The organism is Mesorhizobium salmacidum (SeqCode), assembly GCF_037179605.1.
GTDB lineage: Bacteria > Pseudomonadota > Alphaproteobacteria > Rhizobiales > Rhizobiaceae > Mesorhizobium > Mesorhizobium salmacidum.
Window position 1 is genome coordinate 1 of sequence record NZ_JAPYKS010000017.1, and the last position, 19,522, is coordinate 19,522.

Annotated in this window: 24 protein-coding genes and 1 pseudogene; 10 read left to right on the forward strand and 15 right to left on the reverse strand. The window is 63.2% G+C overall.

Annotated elements, in window-relative coordinates:
- Nucleotides 1-462 (forward strand): TCP-1/cpn60 chaperonin family protein (locus O7A60_RS21695; protein ID WP_337107947.1); only part of this gene is annotated, 462 nt, incomplete at its 5' end.
- Nucleotides 463-639: 177 nt separating this feature from the next.
- On the opposite strand, the gene O7A60_RS21700 is transcribed toward O7A60_RS21695, so the two are convergent.
- Nucleotides 640-1,248 (reverse strand): TetR/AcrR family transcriptional regulator, encoded by a 609-nt coding sequence (locus O7A60_RS21700; protein WP_337107948.1) that lies wholly within the window; start codon nt 1,246-1,248, stop codon nt 640-642.
- Nucleotides 1,249-1,421: 173 nt separating this feature from the next.
- Here O7A60_RS21700 and O7A60_RS21705 point away from each other — a divergent pair.
- Nucleotides 1,422-1,855: pseudogene (locus O7A60_RS21705) on the forward strand (OsmC family protein).
- 20 nt (nt 1,856-1,875) lie between these two features.
- The gene (locus tag O7A60_RS21710; RefSeq protein ID WP_140714152.1) at nt 1,876-2,262 is read left to right on the forward strand and encodes a nuclear transport factor 2 family protein; all 387 of its coding nucleotides are present in this window, start codon (nt 1,876-1,878) and stop codon (nt 2,260-2,262) included.
- Nucleotides 2,263-2,367: 105 nt separating this feature from the next.
- On the opposite strand, the gene O7A60_RS21715 is transcribed toward O7A60_RS21710, so the two are convergent.
- From O7A60_RS21715 to O7A60_RS21745, 7 genes are all read right to left on the reverse strand, one after another.
- Nucleotides 2,368-2,979, reverse strand: coding sequence for a LysE family translocator (locus tag O7A60_RS21715; RefSeq protein WP_337107949.1), 612 nt, complete (start codon nt 2,977-2,979; stop codon nt 2,368-2,370).
- Between the two features lie 88 nt (nt 2,980-3,067).
- Nucleotides 3,068-3,403, reverse strand: coding sequence for a YkgJ family cysteine cluster protein (locus O7A60_RS21720; protein ID WP_337108065.1), 336 nt, complete (start codon nt 3,401-3,403; stop codon nt 3,068-3,070).
- Nucleotides 3,404-3,455: 52 nt separating this feature from the next.
- Nucleotides 3,456-3,614, reverse strand: a complete 159-nt coding sequence (locus tag O7A60_RS21725) for a hypothetical protein (protein WP_140507392.1) — start codon at nt 3,612-3,614, stop codon at nt 3,456-3,458.
- 1 nt (nt 3,615) lies between these two features.
- Nucleotides 3,616-4,023: a hypothetical protein gene (locus tag O7A60_RS21730; RefSeq protein ID WP_140507394.1), complete on the reverse strand. Its 408-nt coding sequence runs from the start codon at nt 4,021-4,023 to the stop codon at nt 3,616-3,618.
- Nucleotides 4,023-4,250 carry a hypothetical protein gene (locus tag O7A60_RS21735; protein WP_337107950.1) on the reverse strand — a complete coding sequence of 76 codons (228 nt, stop codon included), beginning with the start codon at nt 4,248-4,250 and terminating at the stop codon, nt 4,023-4,025. The genes O7A60_RS21730 and O7A60_RS21735 overlap by 1 nt, the downstream gene beginning before the upstream one ends.
- A 342-nt stretch (nt 4,251-4,592) precedes the next feature.
- Entirely contained in the window at nt 4,593-4,802 is a 210-nt protein-coding gene (locus O7A60_RS21740) for a cold-shock protein (protein ID WP_010915421.1), read from the reverse strand.
- 264 nt (nt 4,803-5,066) lie between these two features.
- A complete protein-coding gene (locus tag O7A60_RS21745) occupies nt 5,067-5,735 on the reverse strand; it encodes a glutathione S-transferase family protein (RefSeq protein WP_337107951.1) in 669 nt (222 codons plus the stop codon).
- A 165-nt stretch (nt 5,736-5,900) separates the two neighbouring features.
- On the opposite strand from O7A60_RS21745, the gene O7A60_RS21750 reads away from it, so the two are divergent.
- Nucleotides 5,901-6,080, forward strand: coding sequence for a CsbD family protein (locus O7A60_RS21750; protein ID WP_140714142.1), 180 nt, complete (start codon nt 5,901-5,903; stop codon nt 6,078-6,080).
- A gap of 33 nt (nt 6,081-6,113) precedes the next feature.
- Here the strand turns inward: O7A60_RS21750 and O7A60_RS21755 are convergent, their stop codons facing one another.
- Nucleotides 6,114-7,247, reverse strand: a complete 1,134-nt coding sequence (locus O7A60_RS21755; protein ID WP_337107952.1) for a metallophosphoesterase — start codon at nt 7,245-7,247, stop codon at nt 6,114-6,116.
- 133 nt (nt 7,248-7,380) lie between these two features.
- Entirely contained in the window at nt 7,381-8,013 is a 633-nt protein-coding gene (locus O7A60_RS21760; protein ID WP_337107953.1) for a TetR/AcrR family transcriptional regulator, read from the reverse strand.
- A 148-nt stretch (nt 8,014-8,161) separates the two neighbouring features.
- Here O7A60_RS21760 and O7A60_RS21765 point away from each other — a divergent pair, with 148 nt between their 5' ends.
- Complete coding sequence (locus tag O7A60_RS21765; RefSeq protein ID WP_337107954.1) at nt 8,162-8,917, forward strand: NIPSNAP family protein; 756 nt, start codon at nt 8,162-8,164, stop codon at nt 8,915-8,917.
- Here the strand turns inward: O7A60_RS21765 and O7A60_RS21770 are convergent, their stop codons facing one another.
- Both O7A60_RS21770 and choX read right to left on the reverse strand, forming a co-directional pair.
- A complete protein-coding gene (locus tag O7A60_RS21770) occupies nt 8,918-9,751 on the reverse strand; it encodes an alpha/beta fold hydrolase (RefSeq protein WP_337107955.1) in 834 nt (277 codons plus the stop codon).
- Nucleotides 9,748-10,686 (reverse strand): choline ABC transporter substrate-binding protein, encoded by a 939-nt coding sequence (choX, locus tag O7A60_RS21775; protein WP_337107956.1) that lies wholly within the window; start codon nt 10,684-10,686, stop codon nt 9,748-9,750. The genes O7A60_RS21770 and choX overlap by 4 nt, the downstream gene beginning before the upstream one ends.
- An 81-nt stretch (nt 10,687-10,767) precedes the next feature.
- Here choX and betI point away from each other — a divergent pair, with 81 nt between their 5' ends.
- A complete protein-coding gene (gene betI / locus O7A60_RS21780; RefSeq protein ID WP_337107957.1) occupies nt 10,768-11,406 on the forward strand; it encodes a choline-binding transcriptional repressor BetI in 639 nt (212 codons plus the stop codon).
- 38 nt (nt 11,407-11,444) lie between these two features.
- On the opposite strand, the gene O7A60_RS21785 is transcribed toward betI, so the two are convergent.
- On the reverse strand, nt 11,445-12,434 hold the full coding sequence (locus O7A60_RS21785; protein ID WP_337107958.1) for a LysR family transcriptional regulator: 990 nt from the start codon (nt 12,432-12,434) through the stop codon (nt 11,445-11,447).
- Between the two features lie 91 nt (nt 12,435-12,525).
- Between O7A60_RS21785 and O7A60_RS21790 the strand changes: the two genes are divergently transcribed.
- The 4 genes from O7A60_RS21790 (at nt 12,526) to O7A60_RS21805 (ending at nt 15,753) form a co-directional block, all read left to right on the forward strand.
- Entirely contained in the window at nt 12,526-13,005 is a 480-nt protein-coding gene (locus O7A60_RS21790; RefSeq protein ID WP_337107959.1) for a cupin domain-containing protein, read from the forward strand.
- A gap of 151 nt (nt 13,006-13,156) precedes the next feature.
- Complete coding sequence (gene fumC, locus O7A60_RS21795) at nt 13,157-14,554, forward strand: class II fumarate hydratase (RefSeq protein WP_337107960.1); 1,398 nt, start codon at nt 13,157-13,159, stop codon at nt 14,552-14,554.
- A 237-nt stretch (nt 14,555-14,791) separates the two neighbouring features.
- Nucleotides 14,792-15,208 (forward strand): DoxX family protein, encoded by a 417-nt coding sequence (locus tag O7A60_RS21800; protein WP_140507418.1) that lies wholly within the window; start codon nt 14,792-14,794, stop codon nt 15,206-15,208.
- 122 nt (nt 15,209-15,330) lie between these two features.
- A complete protein-coding gene (locus O7A60_RS21805; RefSeq protein WP_337107961.1) occupies nt 15,331-15,753 on the forward strand; it encodes a DoxX family protein in 423 nt (140 codons plus the stop codon).
- On the opposite strand, the gene ppx is transcribed toward O7A60_RS21805, so the two are convergent.
- On the reverse strand, nt 15,754-17,289 hold the full coding sequence (gene ppx, locus O7A60_RS21810; protein ID WP_337107962.1) for an exopolyphosphatase: 1,536 nt from the start codon (nt 17,287-17,289) through the stop codon (nt 15,754-15,756). It abuts the gene before it with no gap.
- Entirely contained in the window at nt 17,289-19,481 is a 2,193-nt protein-coding gene (locus O7A60_RS21815; protein WP_337107963.1) for an RNA degradosome polyphosphate kinase, read from the reverse strand. The genes ppx and O7A60_RS21815 overlap by 1 nt, the downstream gene beginning before the upstream one ends.
- Between the last annotated feature and the right edge of the window lie 41 nt (nt 19,482-19,522).

The following is a 19,522-nucleotide window of genomic DNA, read 5'->3' on the forward strand; positions in this document are numbered from 1 at the left end:
GCCCTCAACGCGACCCGCGCGGCCGTGGAAGAAGGCATCGTTGCCGGCGGTGGCGTTGCCCTGCTGCGCGCTTCGGCCAACATCAAGGTGACCGGCGTCAACGCCGACCAGGCCGCCGGCATCAACATCGTTCGTCGTGCACTGCAGGCTCCGGCCCGCCAGATCGCGGCCAACGCCGGTGCGGAAGCATCGATCGTCGCCGGCAAGATCCTCGAGAACAAGGGCGCGACCTTCGGCTACAACGCCCAGACCGGCGAATATGGCGACATGATCGTCATGGGTATCGTCGATCCGGTCAAGGTCGTGCGCACGGCCCTCCAGGACGCGGCATCGGTCGCCGGCCTGCTCGTCACCACCGAAGCCATGATCGCCGAAGCTCCTAAGAAGGACTCGGCTGGCGGCGGCATGCCTGGCGGCATGGGCGGCGGCGGCATGGGCGGCATGGGCGGCATGGACTTCTAAGAAGTCCATAAAGCACGCCCATGAGCTAACATTGCTCAAGCCCGCAAGCGGGCTTGAGTGGCGGCATGGACTTCTAATCCAGCCAACTTCGCAAATTTTTCGAAAGGGCGGCCGAGAGGTCGCCCTTTTCTTTGCATGTTGAGGCTGGTGCTCCACCGCGGTCGGTTGGACCCAGCGTCAGACAGCAGTCTCCGCACGCCGCGCCACCTTGCCGGCGAGCACCGCTTGCTCGATCAGGGCCCCGACCTCGTTAGCCACTGCCAGCAGCGGGGTACGGTCGCGGGTGGCGCGGGCAATCACCATCAGGCCTTCCAGCGAAGATTCGACCAGCAGCGCCAGCGCCTGCGCGCGACGCTCCGGGATCCCTGCCCTGATGAAGGCATCCCGCAGCAAGCCTATCCACTGCTCGAAAGCCGAGCGGCAGATCTCTTCGAGGTCGGGCACTTCGTTCGGCGCATCCAGCACGACGGGCGCGATCGGGCAGCCGAGCGAAAACTCGTTGTCCTCCAGCATGCGGGCGACGGACTGGTAAATGTGGTGGACGGCGACCGCCGGATCGCTTTCCGACGCCAGTTGGGCACCCAGCCGCTCGGTCACGTCGGCCACGCTGGCGCGCGTCACCTCGACGACCAGTTGGTCCTTGCCACCTGGGAAATGGAAATAGAGCGAGCCACGCGGCGCGGCGCTGGCACTCAGAATGTCGTTGAGCGAAGTGCCGTGATAGCCGCGCCGCCGCAAAAGCAGTGCCGTCGCCTCGATCATACGTTTGCGTGTGTCTGTCGCCATGTCAGCCTCTGTCAGGACTTCGCATTATAGGACTTGCATTGAACATGACAATCGGTCTACATAATATGTAAATCGGTCTATATATTTAACAAGACCACTTCGCTGTTGGCTGGACAGCGAGGAAGTGGTCCCGGCGCGTGAGCCCTCATTCATCAGGCGGAGGAGAAACAGCAATGACAATTCGCGACGCATCGGCCGAATGGCACGGCACGCTCAAGGAAGGATCCGGCCGGCTAAGGCTGGGCAGCGGCGTGTTCGAGGGCGCCTACTCGTTCCCGTCCCGCTTCGAGAACGGCCCCGGCACCAATCCGGAGGAACTGATCGCGGCCGCCCACGCCGGCTGCTTCTCGATGGCGCTCACCGCCATTCTCGGCAGCGAAGGTCAATCGCAAGCGATATCCACACGATCGCAAAGGTGCATCTGGGCGCCACCGAGGCCGGGCCGACGATTACCCGCATCGAGCTTGAGACGGAGGCGAACGTCGCCGGTCTCGCCGCCGCCGACTTCGAGCGGCTGGCGCAGTCGGCCAAGGCGGGATGCCTCGTCTCGCGGGCGCTGGCCGGCGTCGCCGCGATCACCCTGAAAGCGAACCTCATAACTCACTAAGAACGGAAGGAGAAAATTCGATGACCCAGGAATCGATCATCGACATCGCCGCGGCCAACCGATCCGGCGAAACGGCTGAAATCATGCGGCGCTATAACGACGTGTTCCAGCGTCACGACCCCTCGGCTCTCGACGAGCTGGTGGCGCAGGACTGCGTGATCGAGAACACCACGCCGGCGCCGGACGGCGCGCGCCGCGCCGGCAAGGCAGCCTGTGTCGAGCTGTGGTCGGCGATCGCCACCGCACCCGGTACGCGCTTCGACCTCGAAGAGACTTTCGTGGCCGGCGACCGCGCCACGATCCGCTGGCGCTACTGGATGGCCGACGGCAATTCGCTGCGCGGCGTCAACCTGATGCGCGTCGCGGGCGGGCGGATCGTCGAGGCCATGGGTTACGTCAAGGGCTAATGCATGTCGCCGGAAGTGTCCTCGGTCCCGGGACGTGCATAAAATGAGAAGCTTACAGCAGGTCGGGCGAACCCTATTCGCCGCGACATGCTGTAAGCCGCGCGATCACCTGTCCGCCAGTGCCAACTTGGCGCCGAGCATGACGAAGGCGCCGGCAAACGTCCGGCGCATCCAGGTCAGCACCATCGGCCGCGACACGACATGGCTGCGGATCGACGCCGCGAAGATGCCGTAGCCGACGAAGACCACGAAGGTCAAAAGCATGAAGACCGAGCTGAGCTCCAGCATCTTCGACAGCGCGTTGGCCTCGGTGGTGCTGACGAATTGCGGCAGGAAGGCGAAGAAGAAGATCGACAGTTTCGGATTGAGCACATTGACGAGGATGCCGGTGGCGATCACCTTGCTGGCCGAGCGTGGCGCGACATTGTCCTCGACGCTCAGGCCGCCCTTCTCCTTCAGCGTATTCCAGGCCATGTAGAGCAGATAGGCGACGCCGAGATATTTCAGCGTCTCGAAAGCAACCGCACTGGTGTGCAGCAGCGCCGCCAGACCGGTGATGGCAGCGGCCATATGTGGGATGATGCCGAGCGTGCAGCCGAAGGCGGCAATGATCGAGGCCCGCGCACCGCGCGAAAGTCCGGCGCTCAGCGTGTAGAGAACGCCGGTGCCGGGCGAAGCCACGACGATCAGCGACGTCAATAGAAATTCGATGCTCACGATGATCTCCTCCAGCGCCCTGCCCTGACGCAGCCTAGCCAGCAAGCGGGGTGCGCACAAGCCACGGCATTCGCCGCCAGGAGGCGCGCTAAACGGTGGAAAATCCGAGCGCCCGGCGCGCCATCAGGCACTCGTCATCGCCGGGCATGCAGGCGCGGCAGACATCCGGTCGCATTTCGTAGATGGTGCAAGCGGTGGACTTGCCGACTTCGCCGGACAGGGCCGAACAGCGCACGCCGTCACAGCGCATGCCCGACAGGTCGGCCGCCACGTATTTTTCCGGGATGCGGTCGAGCTGCGCGTCATCCTCGGTCGAAAAGCGCGGCCATTCGGCCGAATAGGAACAGCAGGCGCCGCAGCTCTGGCAATCGAAGACAGGAGCGATGCCTACTTGACACGAAGCCAGGGTGGTCGCGGCTACCACGGCAACCGGCTTCAAAGCAGCAAGATTGCGATCGGCGTCCCCAGGCAAGGCGCTACTTCTTCTTGCCGGTCTTGCCCTTCGGTGCGTCCGCTGGCGACTTGAACAGATCGGTCGCTGCCTCGGCCGCCTTTGGCGCGGCAACCGGCTTGGCCGGCTTTGCGGCGGAAGCCGGCGCTGCCGGCTGGTCCTTGGCGGAGAATTTTATGGCCATGTCAGTCCTCGTCGGCGAAACGCGATGATGGTGCGCGCGGATTGCGCAGGCGGCCGATCAGCGCCGAAACCGCCGTGATGTTCATTTCCTCGGGCGACCAGTTCCTGGCTTCCGCGATGTGATGAGCCGCCAGCTCACGATGCGTGCTGCCGCTATAGGCGGCATCCTGATAGGTCACCCGCTCATGGGTCTTGGCGTCTTCGCGGACATATTCGATGAGGTAGTTCGGGCACTCGGCACGGCCGCGCACGCCGATGCGCACCTGGGCATCGCCATGGGCGCGCTTGCAGCGTTCGAGTTTCTCCAGCACGCGACGGACATATTCGACCGGCTTGTCGAGGGTTTCGACCATGTCGGCGATGGTCGCATCGGCGGCGATCGGCGTTGACGGTACGCGCTTGGTGGCCATCAGCGTTTTCCGGCTCGTTTCGGCAGCGACGCGAGTGCTGCGGCGGCCGCCATCTCGTCGGCCTCTTTCTCCAGCCGCAACTCGCGCAAGCGCGCGGTCTTGGCTTCCCGCGCCTGGCTGACGGCATCGCGCTCGGAATTGATGCGGTTGAGCGACATCGACTGGGTTTGCGTCTTGCTGAACAGCGACACGGCGGTATCGACGGCTGTCTTCGAATGAGCGGTCAAAATCTTTCTCCTGTCAGGAGCCTGGTGCCGATAGGGCGAGACCGGGTCTTCGGTCGGGACCATGCACAAAGCAATGCGGCAGCGGATTCAAATTGCTGGAGCGTCCCTTAGCACGTTCAGCCCAATGCGCAGCGCATTTTCAGCGGCAACAAGCGTAAAATGAAAAAGGCCAGGCACCGCCTGACCTTCCCTGGGAGCGCCGCGCATCCAACTGGATGCACAAGGCTAGCTCCTGATGGGCAGCACAAACCTTGGAAACTCAGGTCCCATGGCCATGCGCCCGAATTCGCCATTCACCGGTGCCAGTACATCCGTGGTCACCGGAATGGCTGAATTCTTTCTTCAGGCCGCCTTCAACTGGTCGGCGGACATCTTGCCCGACTTGTTGTCGCGGACCATCTCGTAGCCGAGCTTCTGGCCCTCGACGATGTCGCGCATGCCGGCGCGTTCCACGGCCGAGATGTGGACAAAAACGTCGGCGGAGCCGTCGTCAGGCTGAATAAAACCAAAACCCTTGGTGGCGTTGAACCACTTAACTGTGCCGGTGCTCATGACGAACCCTTTCCATGGCAAATATTCGTTCGCCGCCGTGCGGATGCACAACGTCGTTTGTCTCGATTTTTGATGTGGGAAGTTCGTCAAAGACGCGCTCGAAAGCGCGGATAACAAAAGTCAGTCAAACAAATATCGACAGATTTCTTCTACCCGTGTTTCAGCCGCCTGTCAAATATTGCGCTATCGGCCCGAAATCCGCCGGGTGAAAGCACATCGCGCGGCCCGTCTCGATCCCTGGGTAAGACCGCTTCACGGACAGCCCTATTCGTCGGGGCCCGGCTCCGGCCATGTCTCCCTGGCGGCTTCCGCATACCATTGGCGCATGGCTGGTGTTGCCAGAACCGCGTCCACATAGGCCCTGGTGTCGGGCGCCAGCTCCCCGCCATAAGTGTCGAAACGGGTGACGACAGGCGCATACATGGCATCGGCCGCGGTGAAATGACCGAACAGAAACGGGCCGCCCTTGCCGTGTTTCTCACGGCACTCGCGCCACAGCGCCTCGATGCGGGCACGTTGGGCCTCGCCCTCGGCATCGAGCGGCTTGTGGCCCTTTGGCCGGCGCAAGTTCATCGGCCAGCCATAGCGGACTTCGCGAAAACCGGAATGCATTTCGGTCGCCGCCGAACGCGCCAGCGCCCGGGCGCCGATATCGGCCGGCCAGAGCTTTTTCCCAGGAAAGAGGTCGGCGAGATATTCGAGGATGGCAAGGGTTTCCCAGACGATCCTGCCATCGTGATTCAAGGGCTTGTGAACCAGGACGGGCACCTGACCGGTCGGCGAAACTTTCGCCAGATTGGCAAAGGTCTCGGGCGTGCGCAGCCGCACGAATCCTTCTTCGAACGGTATCTCCAGGTACCGCATCGCCACCCAGGGCCTGAGCGACCAGGACGAAAAGCATTTGTTGCCGATATAGAGCGTGAATTCCGACATCTGTCCCCCTTGGCGGTGTTGCTCCTTGCGGACTGCGCCGGCCGGCACCCTAGCCTGCCGGCCCAGCCGCCGAAAGGCACTGTTTGCCGACACAGGGAGCGGTTGCTGGAACCGAATCCGTGCCGGCTCGTTTGCTCAAGCGAACAAGATCCGGGAGATGCGGAAATGGTGAACAAGGATCAGGTCGCCGGCGTGGCCAAGCAGGTGAAAGGCTCGGTCAAGCAAGCCGCCGGCAAGGCGACCAGCGACAGGCGGACGCAGGCCGAAGGCGTGGCCGACAAGGCCACAGGCAAGGTACAGAAGGCCTATGGCGACGTGAAGGACAAGGTCAAGAAATCTGTTTGATCGCTGTGGAAGGGCCATATCGAGCGGCCCTTTTCACGTCTTCAGCGATTTGCTGAAGGCGTTGGTGAAAATCACGTCGCCATGATCGTCGCTGGCTTGCCCCAACACGACGTCCAGGCCGTCGTCGGTGACACGTGCCAGAGCGAGGCCGCCCATGTAGGCCGCTTTCGGCTTGAAGAGATCGAGGCCGTCGCGTTGATAGATCATCGGCACCTCGTGCTGATGACCATGGAAGACGGCAACGACGTTGTAGCCCTTCAGGGCCGCCAGCAATGCCTGGCGGTCCGCATCGCTCCACCAATGCGGCGCTCCCTTGCCGCCGTCGTCGAATACTCTCTTGACGGTATCCCACCGCTCCATCGAAAAACTGTCCCAGCCATAGTGCTGGAACAGGATGACCGGGCGGCCGTCCGCCGCATAGGTCGCCAGATCCTGCTTGAGCCAAGGCAGGCTGTTGTCGGCGCCGTGGCCGGTGTCGCCGGCGAAACGATGGCTCTGCACCAGATGCAGGCCACCCCAGTCCCATGAATAGCAGTCGGTGTCGACGTCGTAGCTGGTGGCCGGCACCGGCGGCTTGAAGAACACGCCGGCGCGGTGATTGACCTCGACATAATCGCGCATTTCGCGCCGGTACCAGTCGACATGATGTGGCGGACCGTTCTGATCGAGGTCATGATTGCCGAGGCCGACATAAACCGGAACATGCACGCGGTCGGGCCCCATGCCTTGCTGATAGCGCTGGCTGAACTGCAGGAGTTGGGTGCCTTCGCTGGGCTCGGTGATCTGGCCGCCGCCATCGTCGGTGATGTCACCGCCGACGGCAAGTCCGAGCGGCGTGCCGATGCGGCTGCCGGCCGACCGCAAGCCCGTGGCGACGCCGTTGATCTCGACCGGCCACTTCTTATCACCGATGGCGTTCAACGCCGCGACGTTGCGCAACAGCGCCGCGTCCGTCTTGCCTTCCTGCTGGCAATTGGGGCTCAAACCGCTCGCCATGCGGCAGGCATGGACATCGGCGACGAACAGGAAGGTGGCGTCGACGGGCGGGATGCGCTGCCCGGTCTGACCGAGCGCCGGGCGTGAAAGCGCACTGGCCGCGGCAAGACCGGCGGCCTGCACCAGAAAACCACGCCGCGACAGCAATAGGGACGAAGGGCGATTCATCATCGGGGAATTTCAGCATGGAGAGCGGGCGGCAGTAAAGTTCAGCGGTTACGAGACGATCAAGCCATTGGCCGAGTAGCAACCGGCTTTCCACGCTCGTCGCGGCATCGGCGGCAAGCTCGGCTGTAGCTTGCCCTCAAGTGCTGCCGAACCGCCGCAGCACTCTGCGACGTCGCCTCGCCCCCGGATCGCCCTGCGATGATGCCGCGTGGGCGGCGCTCCGCTCGAACGCCGCAAGGCAATCGCGCAACGGGCCGGCGTGCTGCTCTGTCTTGGCCAGCGACATGGCGCCGGAATAGGTGGCGACGGCAACCAGCGCAAAATGCTCGGGATCCGTGCCTTGCTCCCTGCCCTCCTGCTGGTCGGCCCTGATCTTGTCGGCGATCGCCTGGCGCCATGCCGCAAAAATACCGGCAAGGGCAATCCGGAATTCGGGATCGGCAAGCGAGAGTTCATGCGCCAGGTTATTCAGCGGGCAGCCGCGTACGAAACCTTGCCGTTCCAGTTCGGCTGCCACGGCTTCGAACACCTGACGCACGCCCTCGCGCGCCGAAGCCGCCCGCCGCACCGGCGCTATCCACGTCTCCTCGACCGCCGCCGCCACGCGCTCGTCGATGACCGCCAGCGCCAATGCCTTCTTGGTCGGGAAATGATGATGCAGCGCGCCACCGCTGACGCCTGCCGCCGTCATGAGGTCGCCCAGGCTGGAAGCATGGTAGCCGCGTGCCTGAAACGCGACTTCCGCGACATCGAGCACTTTCCTGCGCATGCCTTCGGGGTCGTTGAAGCGTTTGCCTCGGGCTCGCCTTGGCCGGATGTTTATCTCTGCTGACATTGCCGAAGGATAGCATGTTGACAAAACAGGGCAACCGGTCTGTTTATAAACAGGATGATCAACCTGTTTTGGAGAACGCCGGATGAACCCGACCCCGAATGCCATGCCAAAGCCCGCTGCACTCGCCTCGCCGATCGTCGAATTGCGCCAGTACACATTGAAACCCGGCCGGCGCGAAACGTTGATCGAGATCTTCGACACGGAGTTCATCGAAAGCCAGGAAGATGCGGGGATGACGATTATCGGCCAATTCCGCGACCTCGACCGCCCCGACATGTTCGTCTGGATGCGCGGCTTCGAGAGCATGGATACCCGAAAGGATGCTCTCGGCGCATTCTATGACGGCCCTGTATGGGCGGCGCACCGTGATGCCGCCAATGCGACGATGATCGATTCCGACGATGTGTTGCTGCTGCGGCCGGCCTGGCCGGGCGCCGGCTTCGATCTGTCAGGACCCCGCCGGCCAACGGCGGCCAAAAGCACAAGCGATCGGAATTGGTGGCCTGGCCTGGTTGAGATTTCGATTCATCATTTGCTGCCGGGCGCCGACTTCGCCGGGCGTTTCCGGGCGGAGATGGTTGCGCGGCTTGCCCAGAACGGCGCGCGTCTGCTCGGCGCCTTCCTGACGGAGCCGGCCGCAAACACGTTCCCTCGACTTCCCGTCCGCGCCGGAGAAAACGTCTTCGTCGCCGTTACCGGCTTCCACAACGCCGATGCCAGCCATCGCCTCGCCGTTTCGCCGGCGTGGCGGGCGCTCGGCCAGAGCATGCAAGCCGTCAGCACGAAGCCGGCCGAGACGTTGCGGCTGGTGCCCACGGCCCGATCGCTGTTGAGGTGATCAGCGGCCGGACAACATCCCCGAGATCGCGGAGGCCACAAAGGCCGGATCCTCCCAATGCGGATTGTGACCGCAATTTGGCGCCCAGACGAGACGGGATCCGGTCAGCGCCTCGGCCAAAGCCTGCTGGTGCGCTTCGCCGAAAAGCGGGTCGCAGGCGCCGGCGATGATCAGCGCCCTGGCCCGCACGGTCCGCGCCTCGGCTATCAGGTCCGTGATGCGGACTTCCTCCAGAATGGCGCGCCAGCGGGCCACCGGCATGGCGGAAGCTTCCTTCGCCAGGCCAGCGAGAAACGGCCGCGGCACCGAGGACCGGCAGGCATGCCACCAGTCGTAGAACGGGTCGACCGGCGATAGCGGGTCGCGCAAATCCTGAATGCCGACCGGCAGCGGATGGTCCGGCGTGAAACCGGGCTTCAGCGTGCTGGCCAGCACGACCAGGCCACCGATGAGGTCCGGCTGCCGCGCGGCCAATGCAATCGCCACCATGCCGCCCAGGGAATGACCGACGACGACAGGCTGGTCCAACCGCAGGTGCCGGATCAACCCTGCAATATCCTCGGCGAAATCCGCGACGCGGCAGCCGTCGCCCGCCTGCGAGGCACCATGGCCGCGCAGATCGGGCATGATCAGCCGGCGTCCGGCCAGATGCGGCGCCAGCAGCGAAAAGCTGCGGCTGGTGTCCGTGAAACCATGAACCAGCAACAGCGGCGGCCCGGCGCCGGCGATCTCGACATAGGCGATGTCAAGATCGCCGGCATTGATCCATCGCTTGCGGCCAGCCCAGGCGTCCTGTTCCACTCCGGCAATGGGCAAGGCGTCCGGCGGTCTCACAGGCCGAGCTTTTCCTTGACGGCGGCAAGACCAGGTTTGCCATCGAAAGTCGTGACACCGGCGAGCCAGGCATCGAGGCGGTTCTTGTTCAGCGTGATCGCCTTCAGCGCCCCGTCCTCCGGCTTCATGCCGTCGTTGATGAGGTAGCCCATGCCGACATTCTCGAAGTCGATGTCGAAGGCTAGGTTCCTGAGGAACTGCGCCACGTTCGGACATTCCTGCAGGTAGCCCTTGCGGACCTGCGTCGTCACCGTCGCGGCGCCGAAATTCGGGCCGAAGAACTTGTCGCCGCCGGTCAGGTACTTGAAGTCATACATGGTGTTCATCGGATGTGGCGCCCAGCCCTGGAAGACGATGAACTGCTTCTCCTTGATCTCGTAACCGACCTCCGACAGCATGCCGGCTTCACTGGACTCGACCACGTGCCAGCCATCGAGGCCGAAGGCCGGATCGGCGATGGCATCCATCATCAGCTGGTTGGAGCCGGGCTCGATGCCATACATCTTCTTGCCGAACTTGTCGGCGAACTTGTGCAGGTCGGAGACGTCCTTGACCCCTGCCTCCCAGACATAGGTCGGCACGGCGAAGGTGTATTTGGCGCCGACGAGATTGACACGCACATTCTCGATCGAGCCGTCCTTCTTGTAGGGCTCGTAATAAGTAACCATCGCCGGGTCCCAGTAACCCAGGAACAGGTCGAGATCCCGGTTCTTCATGCCTTCGTAGATGACGTTGATGCCGAGCACCTCGCTCTGTGGCTGATAGCCGAGCGCTTGCAGGAGCACGTTGCCCACCCCCGTGGTGAAAGCGAGATCGTTCCAGCCGGGCTCGGCCATGCGGACCGCCCGGCATTGCTCGGGGTCCGCCGCCTGGGCCGCCTGCGAGGCCAACACCAGCGCGGCAAGACAGGCACCACCTGCAAGGATGCGCAACATTTCCGTTCTCCTCATTGCTCAAATTGACCAATCGGTCTTTTTATTGTCCCACTGGTCAATGATTGATCTCGCGGGACGAAAATGTCAACGTGGATTCGTGATGCATGGAACAATCTCGTGAAACTGAAGCGGCTTGGCGACATACGCCGCAAGGAATTGCGGCAGGCGGCCTTCGCGGTTCTGGAGCGCGAAGGCATTGCGGGGGCCACGCTGGAAAAGGTCGCTGCCCATGCCGGCGCCTCCAAAGGCATCGTGCTGCACTATTTCCGTAACAAGCAGGAATTGTTCGAGCACGCGATGCGCGAGGCCAACGCGGTCCTGTGCAATGCGGTGGTCTCAAGGCTTCGCCAGGCACGGACGTCGATGGAACGCCTGGATGCGGTGATCGAGGGCAATTTCGAGGAGCATCTCTTCCTGCCGCCTCTTTGCCATGCCTGGCTTTCGCTCTGCGCCGAGGTGCCGCGCGATGAAAAGCTGGCGCGCATCCAGAAGGTGATCCACGGGCGCATGCGCTCGAACCTGTTATCTGGCCTGCGCGGCCTCGCCTCACCCGGCGAGGCCGACGACATCGCGCTTGGCGTCACGGCCTTGATCGACGGATTTTGGCTTCGCCTTGGCCTGCAGCCGGGCAGCGTCTCGCGCGAACAGGCGATCCGGCAGGTCAAGGGCTATGTCGCCGCGCGGCTGGCAACCCAAAAGCGCTCGACCACCCACGGGTGATTTTTGCGGTGGATGGCGGATACACGGCTGGATGAAGCCTAGGTCCGGGAACCGGTCGTTTCATCGCCGTCGAGATCCCTGAAGCCGAGCGCCTCGACAGCTTCCAGGATCTGATTGCGAATCCAGCGGTGCGGCGGCTCATCGTCATGGCGGGCGTGCCAGTACATCCTGACTTCCGGCACCGCAATCGCGAACGGCGGTTGGTAGATCACGACCGGCAAGCTCTTGACCGCTGCTACCGCGAACTGCCTGGGAACGGCGGCAAGGTGGTTTCCGCTGGCTACCGCCAGTGCGACTGCCTGAAAATGTGGCAAGGCGAGGCTCACCCGGCGCTTCAGCCCGATCTTGTCCAGCGCCGCGTCGGTAGAGCCTGACATCGAACCGTCGATTGAGCGAAGAACATGCGGCAATTCGCAGAAAAGCTCTATCGGCAAAGGCTCGCCGTCCGCGATCCCAGCTTGCTTGATCGCGGTATTGTCCCTCGCGGCAATGATTGCGAATGGCGAATCGAACAGTGGCGTGCTGGAGACCCAGTCGGGAACCTCCAGCGGGCGTTCGAGGGCAGCGTCGATTTCATCGTCCTGGAGCAACCTCGAAACGTCGCCGCGCGCGCTGTCCAGAAAGCGAAACGACACGCCGGGCGCCATCGCCGCGATGCGCGCCGCCAGCGGCGGCATCAGCAGCATGGAGAAGAAATCCGCGCCCATGAAGGTGAAGGTTCGCTCCAACCCGGCAGGATCGAAGTCCTTGCCAGTCTGGAAAACGCGTTCGATCTCGCGCAGTGCCGCGCGCACCGGCTCCGTCAGGCTTTCGGCGCGCGGGGTCGGCACCATGTCGTTGCCGCGCCGCACAAACAGCTGGTCGTTGAGGACATGACGCAGGCGATTGAGCGCCGCGCTCACGGCGGGCTGGCTCAGCCCGATCTGCTCGCCGGCGCGCGTCACGCTTCGTTCACGCAAAAGCGCATCGAGCACCCTGACGAGATTGAGGTCGAGCGCATTCAAATTCATGGCATCAATCCGCCCCATACGATCATTCGATTTCCATCGCCCGCCAATCCTTGGTCAGGTAGCCGCAGACGCCGCTCGGTCGGCACCGCAAGCACAAGGGAGAGCCGTCATGACAATGATCAACAGCACGATCGCAGGCAAGGAACTCTTCTGGTTCAACAACACACTGGTTGCCATTCGGCTCTCCTCGGCGGAGGGCGAGGACGGCATCTGTGTCGTCGAGCACCGCATGCCCCATGGCGATTCTCCACCCCTGCATGTGCATCGGCACGAGGACGAGGTGTTTCATGTCCTGGAGGGACAGCTGCGCTTTCTGATCGACGGCCACGACCAGATCGCCGGTCCTGGCGAAATCATCATCGCGCCGAAAGGCCTGCCGCACACATACAGGGTCGAATCCCAGGACGGCGCGCGCACCTTGACCATCACGCGCGGCTCCGATTTCGAGACGATGCTGCGTCAGACCAGCCGTCCCGCCCAACAGCCGCAATTGCCGCCGCTGTCGGAGCCGACGCCGCAGATGATCGAGGCTCTGGTGCGGATCTGCGCGGAAAATGGCATCGACATTGTCGGTCCGCCCTTGAGTTGAGAACGCGAAACTGCCGATCTCTCCTCCAAGGCTTCCAGCGGGGAGATCGGAAGCATCTTCAACCGATTTGCATCTCAGTCGCACACATTCTCCGCTTGAAGCCCGTTGTGCAACGCGATACGCCGTTGCCGGCTTCGACAGGAGAGACCCAGTGAGCGCTGAAAAAACCAGAACCGAAACCGATACGTTCGGCCCCATCGAGGTTGCCGCCGGCCGGTATTGGGGCGCCCAGGCGCAGCGTTCGCTGGGCAATTTCAAGATCGGCTGGGAAAAGCAGCCGGCTTCGATCGTGCGCGCGCTGGGTATCGTCAAGCGGGCGGCGGCGGAAGCCAATATGGAGCTCAAGCGGCTCGATCCGGCCATCGGCAAGGCAATCATCGAGGCCGCGCAAGAGGTCATCGACGGCAAGCTCAACGACCACTTCCCGCTGGTGGTCTGGCAGACCGGTTCGGGCACGCAGTCCAACATGAACGCCAACGAAGTGATCTCGAATCGCGCGATCGAAATGCTGGGCGGCGTCATGGGCTCGAAAAAGCCGGTGCACCCCAACGACCACGTCAATATGAGCCAGTCGTCGAACGATACCTATCCGACGGCCATGCACATCGCCTGCGCCGAGCGGATCGTGCACGACCTCTTGCCGGCGCTGAAGCACCTGCATAAGGCGCTCGCCGCCAAGAGCCGGGACTTCAATCACATCATCAAGATCGGCCGCACCCATACGCAGGATGCCACGCCACTGACGCTGGGCCAGGAATTCTCCGGCTACGCGGCGCAGGTCGCATCGTCGATCAAACGCATCGAATTGACGCTGCCCGGCCTGCAGGAATTGGCGCAAGGCGGCACTGCCGTCGGCACCGGCCTCAATGCGCCGGTCGGTTTCGCCGAGCGGGTGGCCGATCGTATCGCCGCCATATCAGGCATCGCCTTCGTCACCGCGCCGAACAAGTTCGAAGCGCTGGCCGCGCACGATTCCATGGTGTTCTCGCACGGCGCCATCAACGCGGCGGCGGCGGCACTGTTCAAGATCGCCAACGACATCCGCTTTCTCGGCTCCGGCCCGCGCTCGGGCCTCGGCGAATTGTCGCTGCCGGAAAACGAGCCCGGGTCCTCGATCATGCCGGGCAAGGTCAATCCGACGCAGTGCGAGGCGATGACGCAAGTTTGCGTGCAGGTCTTCGGCAACAATGCGGCGCTGACCTTCGCCGGCAGCCAGGGCCATTTCGAGCTCAACGTCTACAATCCGCTGATGGCCTACAACTTCCTCCAGTCGGTGCAGTTGCTGGCCGACGCATCGGTCTCCTTCACCGACAATTGCATAATCGGCATCGAGGCGCGAGAGGACAACATCAAGGCGGCCCTCGACCGTTCACTGATGCTGGTGACGGCGCTTGCTCCCACCATCGGCTATGACAACGCCGCCAAGATCGCCAAGACCGCGCACAAGAACGGCACGACATTGCGCGAGGAAGCACTGGAAACCGGACTGGTCAGCGAGGCCGACTATGACCGCCTGGTGCGGCCGGAGGACATGACCCATCCTGGGTGAAGCGATTCCAGGAAAAGTGCAAAGCGGTTTTCCGTCCGGAATTGCGTCGGACCACGAGTGACATTTTTCGGCGGGAGAATTTACTCCCGCCACCGCATCGTCCGACACGAATTTCGCGCCCCCTGCCCGATCACGAAAATGTATATCCTGTGAACAATGTGTCACCGCATGGCTGACTTTGGTGAACAGTCGGCATCGTCTATCTGAGTGGCCATTCAAACCAATCGGAGAGCCACCATGTCCATCAACACTTCCGCCGCCGGCACCGCGTCCAACAGTTCTGTCACCATCCTGCTCGGCCGTATCCTGCTCGCAGTCATTTTCCTGCTTTCCGGATTCGGCAAACTATCCGCCATTTCCGGCACGGCCGCCTATTTCGGTGGCCTCGGCCTGCCGGCACCGACGGCGACAGCCGTCATCGTCGGTCTGATCGAGCTGCTTGGCGGCCTTGCCGTCCTCGTCGGTTTCCAGACCAGGATCGCCGCCTGGGTGCTCGCGATCTTCACAATCGCAACCGGTCTGGTCGCCCACACCGGCTGGGCCGACCAGATGCAGATGATCCAGTTTCTCAAGAACGTCGCCATCACCGGCGGCTTCCTGCTGCTGGCCTCCTCGGGTGCAGGCGCGTATTCGATCGACGCCAGGCGCGGCTAAGGCTTCCCCTCCCAAGGGCCCGAAACAAGCGGCGCGGAATTTTCCGCGCCGCTTTTTCGTTGTGTGATCATAGGCGTAGACTGCGATGGTCGCCGGTGACCGTGCCGGCAAGGGAGGGTGCCATGGGTCGCAATGCATTGCTTATGGTTTCGCGGCTGCTGTTTGCCGTGCTGTTCGTGCCGTCCGGCTTCCAGGCGCTCGCCAACACTGCTGGGACCACCAGCTATTTCTCCGGCCTTGGCCTGCCGCTGCCCGCGCTCGCCGCCTGGGCCACCGGCCTGTTCGAACTGATCGCGGGGCTGCTGATCCTCGTTGGCTTCCAGACACGGATCGTGGCGCTGCTGCTGGCCGCCTTCTGCATCGTGGCGGGCTTCATCGGCCATTACGGCCAAGGCGCCGGCGATGCGACGCTCGCTTTCATGCATCAGCAGATGCTGATGAAGGACATCGCCATCGCGGGCGGCTTCCTGGCGCTTGCCATGGCCGGCGCTGGCGCATGGTCGTTTGATGGGCGGGAATTCGGCATCGGCGCCGGCGTGACTTGACTATTTGACCGACACGCTCTGCCCGCCCTCGATCGCCAGTTCCAGGCGGCGGCTGGTGATGCGCGCCAGCTGCGCCAGCCGGCCGGCCGGGCGCTCGCCGTAGAGATCGGAAAGCGAAGCCGGCAGCACCAGCGCCAGCGCGCCGTTGGGGCGGCTTGCCCATTTCAGCCTCGGCATGATGCCAGGCATCGCGGCCGTCAGCAGGTAGACGACGCGCATCATCGCCGCCAGCACGCGGGCGCGCTCCAACAGGCGCGGCGGCGCCAGCGCCTTGATTTCGGGCGCCACCAATTCATTGAAGACGCCGTCATGACGGTAGGCGTTGGTCAGCGCCAGATAGGCGCGGCCGGGATGATCGACACCGATGAAGGACGCATGCGCGATGATGTTGAGCGACTGCTTGCCGCGATATTCCGGATGAGCGCGCCAGCCGATATCGGCGAGCAGGCAGGCGGCGTGGCGATAGCGCGCTTCGTCTTCCGTCTCGTCGATGCCGAACGCCTTGAAGGCCTTGCCTGTCCATTCGACCAGATCATGCGCGTGATGGACCGAACGCGAGCGCAAAAGCGCAAGCTCCTCGGCGGCCGAGATCAGCGGATCGGCCTTCTGCTCGACCGCGTCGAGCAGCGAATAGAGAAAACCTTCGCGCACGCCTTGCGCCGAAACGACGATCCTGGACGGCTGCATCGCCGTCATGATTTCCTGCAGCACGAGAGCGCCGTATGGCAGCAGCGAGCGGCGGTTCTTGGAGACGCCCTCGATACCCCTCACCTTTTCGACCTCGCCCCTGGCTACCTGCTTGAGGAAGGTTTGAGCACTTTCGGCCGATATTTCGTAGTGGTGCATGACGCCGAGCGGATAGTTGGTCATCTCCATGTGCAGCCTGGCAAGATTTCGCCAGGTGCCGCCGACAGCGTAGAAAGTCCTGCCCTGCCCACCCTTCAAGAGCTTGGCCCGGGCCAATTCCTGGCGCGCGATCTTCTGCGCCTGGACGAGCGAGTTCTTCGCCATGTCCTGCAGGCGCAGGCCGCCAAGCGGCAGCGTGATGCCGTCGCCGATCGCCTCGCCGTCGATGTCGATGAGCTCCAGGCTGCCGCCGCCAAGGTCGCCGGCAATGCCGTTGGCCGGATGGAAGCCGGAGATGACGCCAAGCGCGGAGTAATGCGCTTCCTGGCGGCCGGAGAGCACGCGGATCTCGGTCTTGAGCACATCCTCGGCGCGATGGATGAAATCGGGACCGTTGATCGCCTCGCGGGCGGCGGCGGTCGCCAGCACGTACATGTGTTCGGCACCGGCCTGGTCGGAGAGCGCGCGGAAACGGCGAAACTCCTCCATCGAGCGCGCCACCCCCTCGGGGTCGAGCTTCCCCGTCGACACGATGCCACGGCCGAGGCCCGCCAGCATCTTTTCGTTGAACAGCGTGGTCGGCGAACGCGCCAGCCCCTCATAGACGACAAGACGGACCGAATTGGATCCGATGTCGATGATGGACAGCGGTCGGCGGTCCTGCAGCCGGCCCTGGGAATTGGACAGCATCAGCCGGCGGCGTTCTTCTTGCGGCGCTTGAACTGCGCGATACGCCTGGGCGCATGCGATTTCAGCGCGTCACCCCGTCCCGACAGGCTCGGATTGGTCATGAAATATTCCTGCGCGTTGAACGGTTCCTCGCCCTCCTCCAGCACCACGCGCCGGGAGGTTCCATCAGCCAATACGTCGAAACTTTGCTGATTGTCCATGATGTTGCCGAGCATGATCTGGCCCAGAATCTGTTCATGCACAGTTGGATTGGTGATCGGCACCATGGTCTCGACGCGGCGGTCGAGATTGCGCGGCATCAGGTCCGCCGAGGAGATGTAGACAATCGCCTCGTCCGAGGGAAGGCCATGGCCGTTGCCGAAGCAATAGATGCGGCTGTGCTCGAGGAACCGGCCGACGATCGACTTGACCCTGATGTTCTCCGACAGGCCCGGCACCTGCGGCCGCAGACAGCATATGCCGCGCACGACAAGGTCGATTTCCACACCGACGCGGCTGGCGTCGTAGAGCGCATCGATGATGATGGGATCGACGAGCGCGTTCATCTTCATCCAGATGCGCGCCGGCCGTCCCTCCAACGCATGGGTGACCTCGTCTGAAATGTGCTTGAGGATGCGGCTCCTCAGCGTGAACGGCGAGATCGCCAGCCGCATTTCGGCGGTCGGCTCGGCATACCCGGTGATGAAATTGAACAGCTGGGCGACGTCGCGGGCGATCGTCGGATCGGTGGTGAAGAAGGAAAGGTCGGTGTAGATGCGCGCGGTCACCGGATGGTAGTTGCCGGTGCCGAGATGGACGTAGTTGCGCAGCTTGCCGTCCTCGCGCCGCACCACCAGCGACATCTTGGCGTGGGTCTTGAGTTCGAGGAAACCGAACACGACCTGCACGCCGGCGCGTTCGAGATCGCGCGCCCAGCGGATGTTGGCCTCCTCGTCGAAACGGGCCTTGAGCTCGACCAGCGCCGTCACCGACTTGCCGGCCTCGGCCGCGTCGACAAGCGCACGCACGATCGGGCTGTCATTGGAGGTGCGATAGAGCGTCTGCTTGATTGCCACCACTTCGGGGTCAGCCATTGCCTGGCGCAGGAACTGCACCACCACGTCGAACGACTCGTAGGGGTGATGGACAACGATGTCCTTCTCGCGGATGGCGGCAAAACAGTCGCCACCATGCTCGCGGATGCGCTCGGGAAAGCGCGGATTGTAGGGCGTGAATTTCAGGTCGTCGCGGGGAACGGAGACGATCTCGGATATCTGGCTGAGCGCCAGCGGGCCCGTGAGTACGCTGATGCGGCTCGATGAGACGCCAAGCTCGCCGGCGACGAAATCGCGCAATTCTCCCGGCATCAACATGTCGAATTCGATGCGAATGACCGAGCCGCGGCGGCGACGCTTCAGCGCCGTTTCGAACAACCGCACCAGGTCTTCCGATTCTTCCTCGACCTCGATGTCGCTGTCGCGGATGATGCGGAACGTGCCGGAGCCCTTGACCTCGTAGCCTGGGAACAGCTTTCCGATGTAAAGGCCGACCGCCTCTTCCAGCGGAATGAAGCGGACATGGTTCTTGCGGTCCGGCAGGCGGATAAAGCGCTTCAGCGCCACCGGCAGGCGCAGCAGCGCGCTCATCTCCTCGCCATTCTTGCGGTGGCGAAGCTGCAGCGCCATCGAGAAGCCCAGATTGGGAATGAACGGGAACGGATGCGCCGGGTCGATCGACAGCGGCGTAAGCACCGGAAACACCTGGTCCTGGAAATGCTCTTCCAGCCAGACCCTTTCGTCCTTGGTCAGCGCATCACGGGTGATGCTCTCGATGCCTTCCTTGTTGAGCAGCACCGTAAGTGCCGAAAGGCTCTTCTGCTGGTCCTCCTGCAGCCGCTCGACCTCACGCAGCAACTGTTCGAGCTGCTGTTCTGGGGTGCGTCCGTCCGGGCTCTTCAGCACGATGCCCTCGCGCACCTGGCCGGCAAGGCCGGCGACACGCACCATGAAGAACTCGTCGAGATTGGCGGCCGATATCGACAGGAAGCGGACGCGCTCCAGCAGCGGGTGATGGGTGTTCAGCGATTCTTCGAGAACGCGGCGATTGAACTGCAACCAGGAGAACTCGCGGTTGACGAAACGGTCCGGATTGCCTTCCGGGCTCGCTGCCGTGATGTTGTTGAATTCGCTCTGTACCGGCTTCAGTTCGTTCATGATTCCTGCTCTTCCGCCCGCCTCGGCCGGTTAACCGGCTT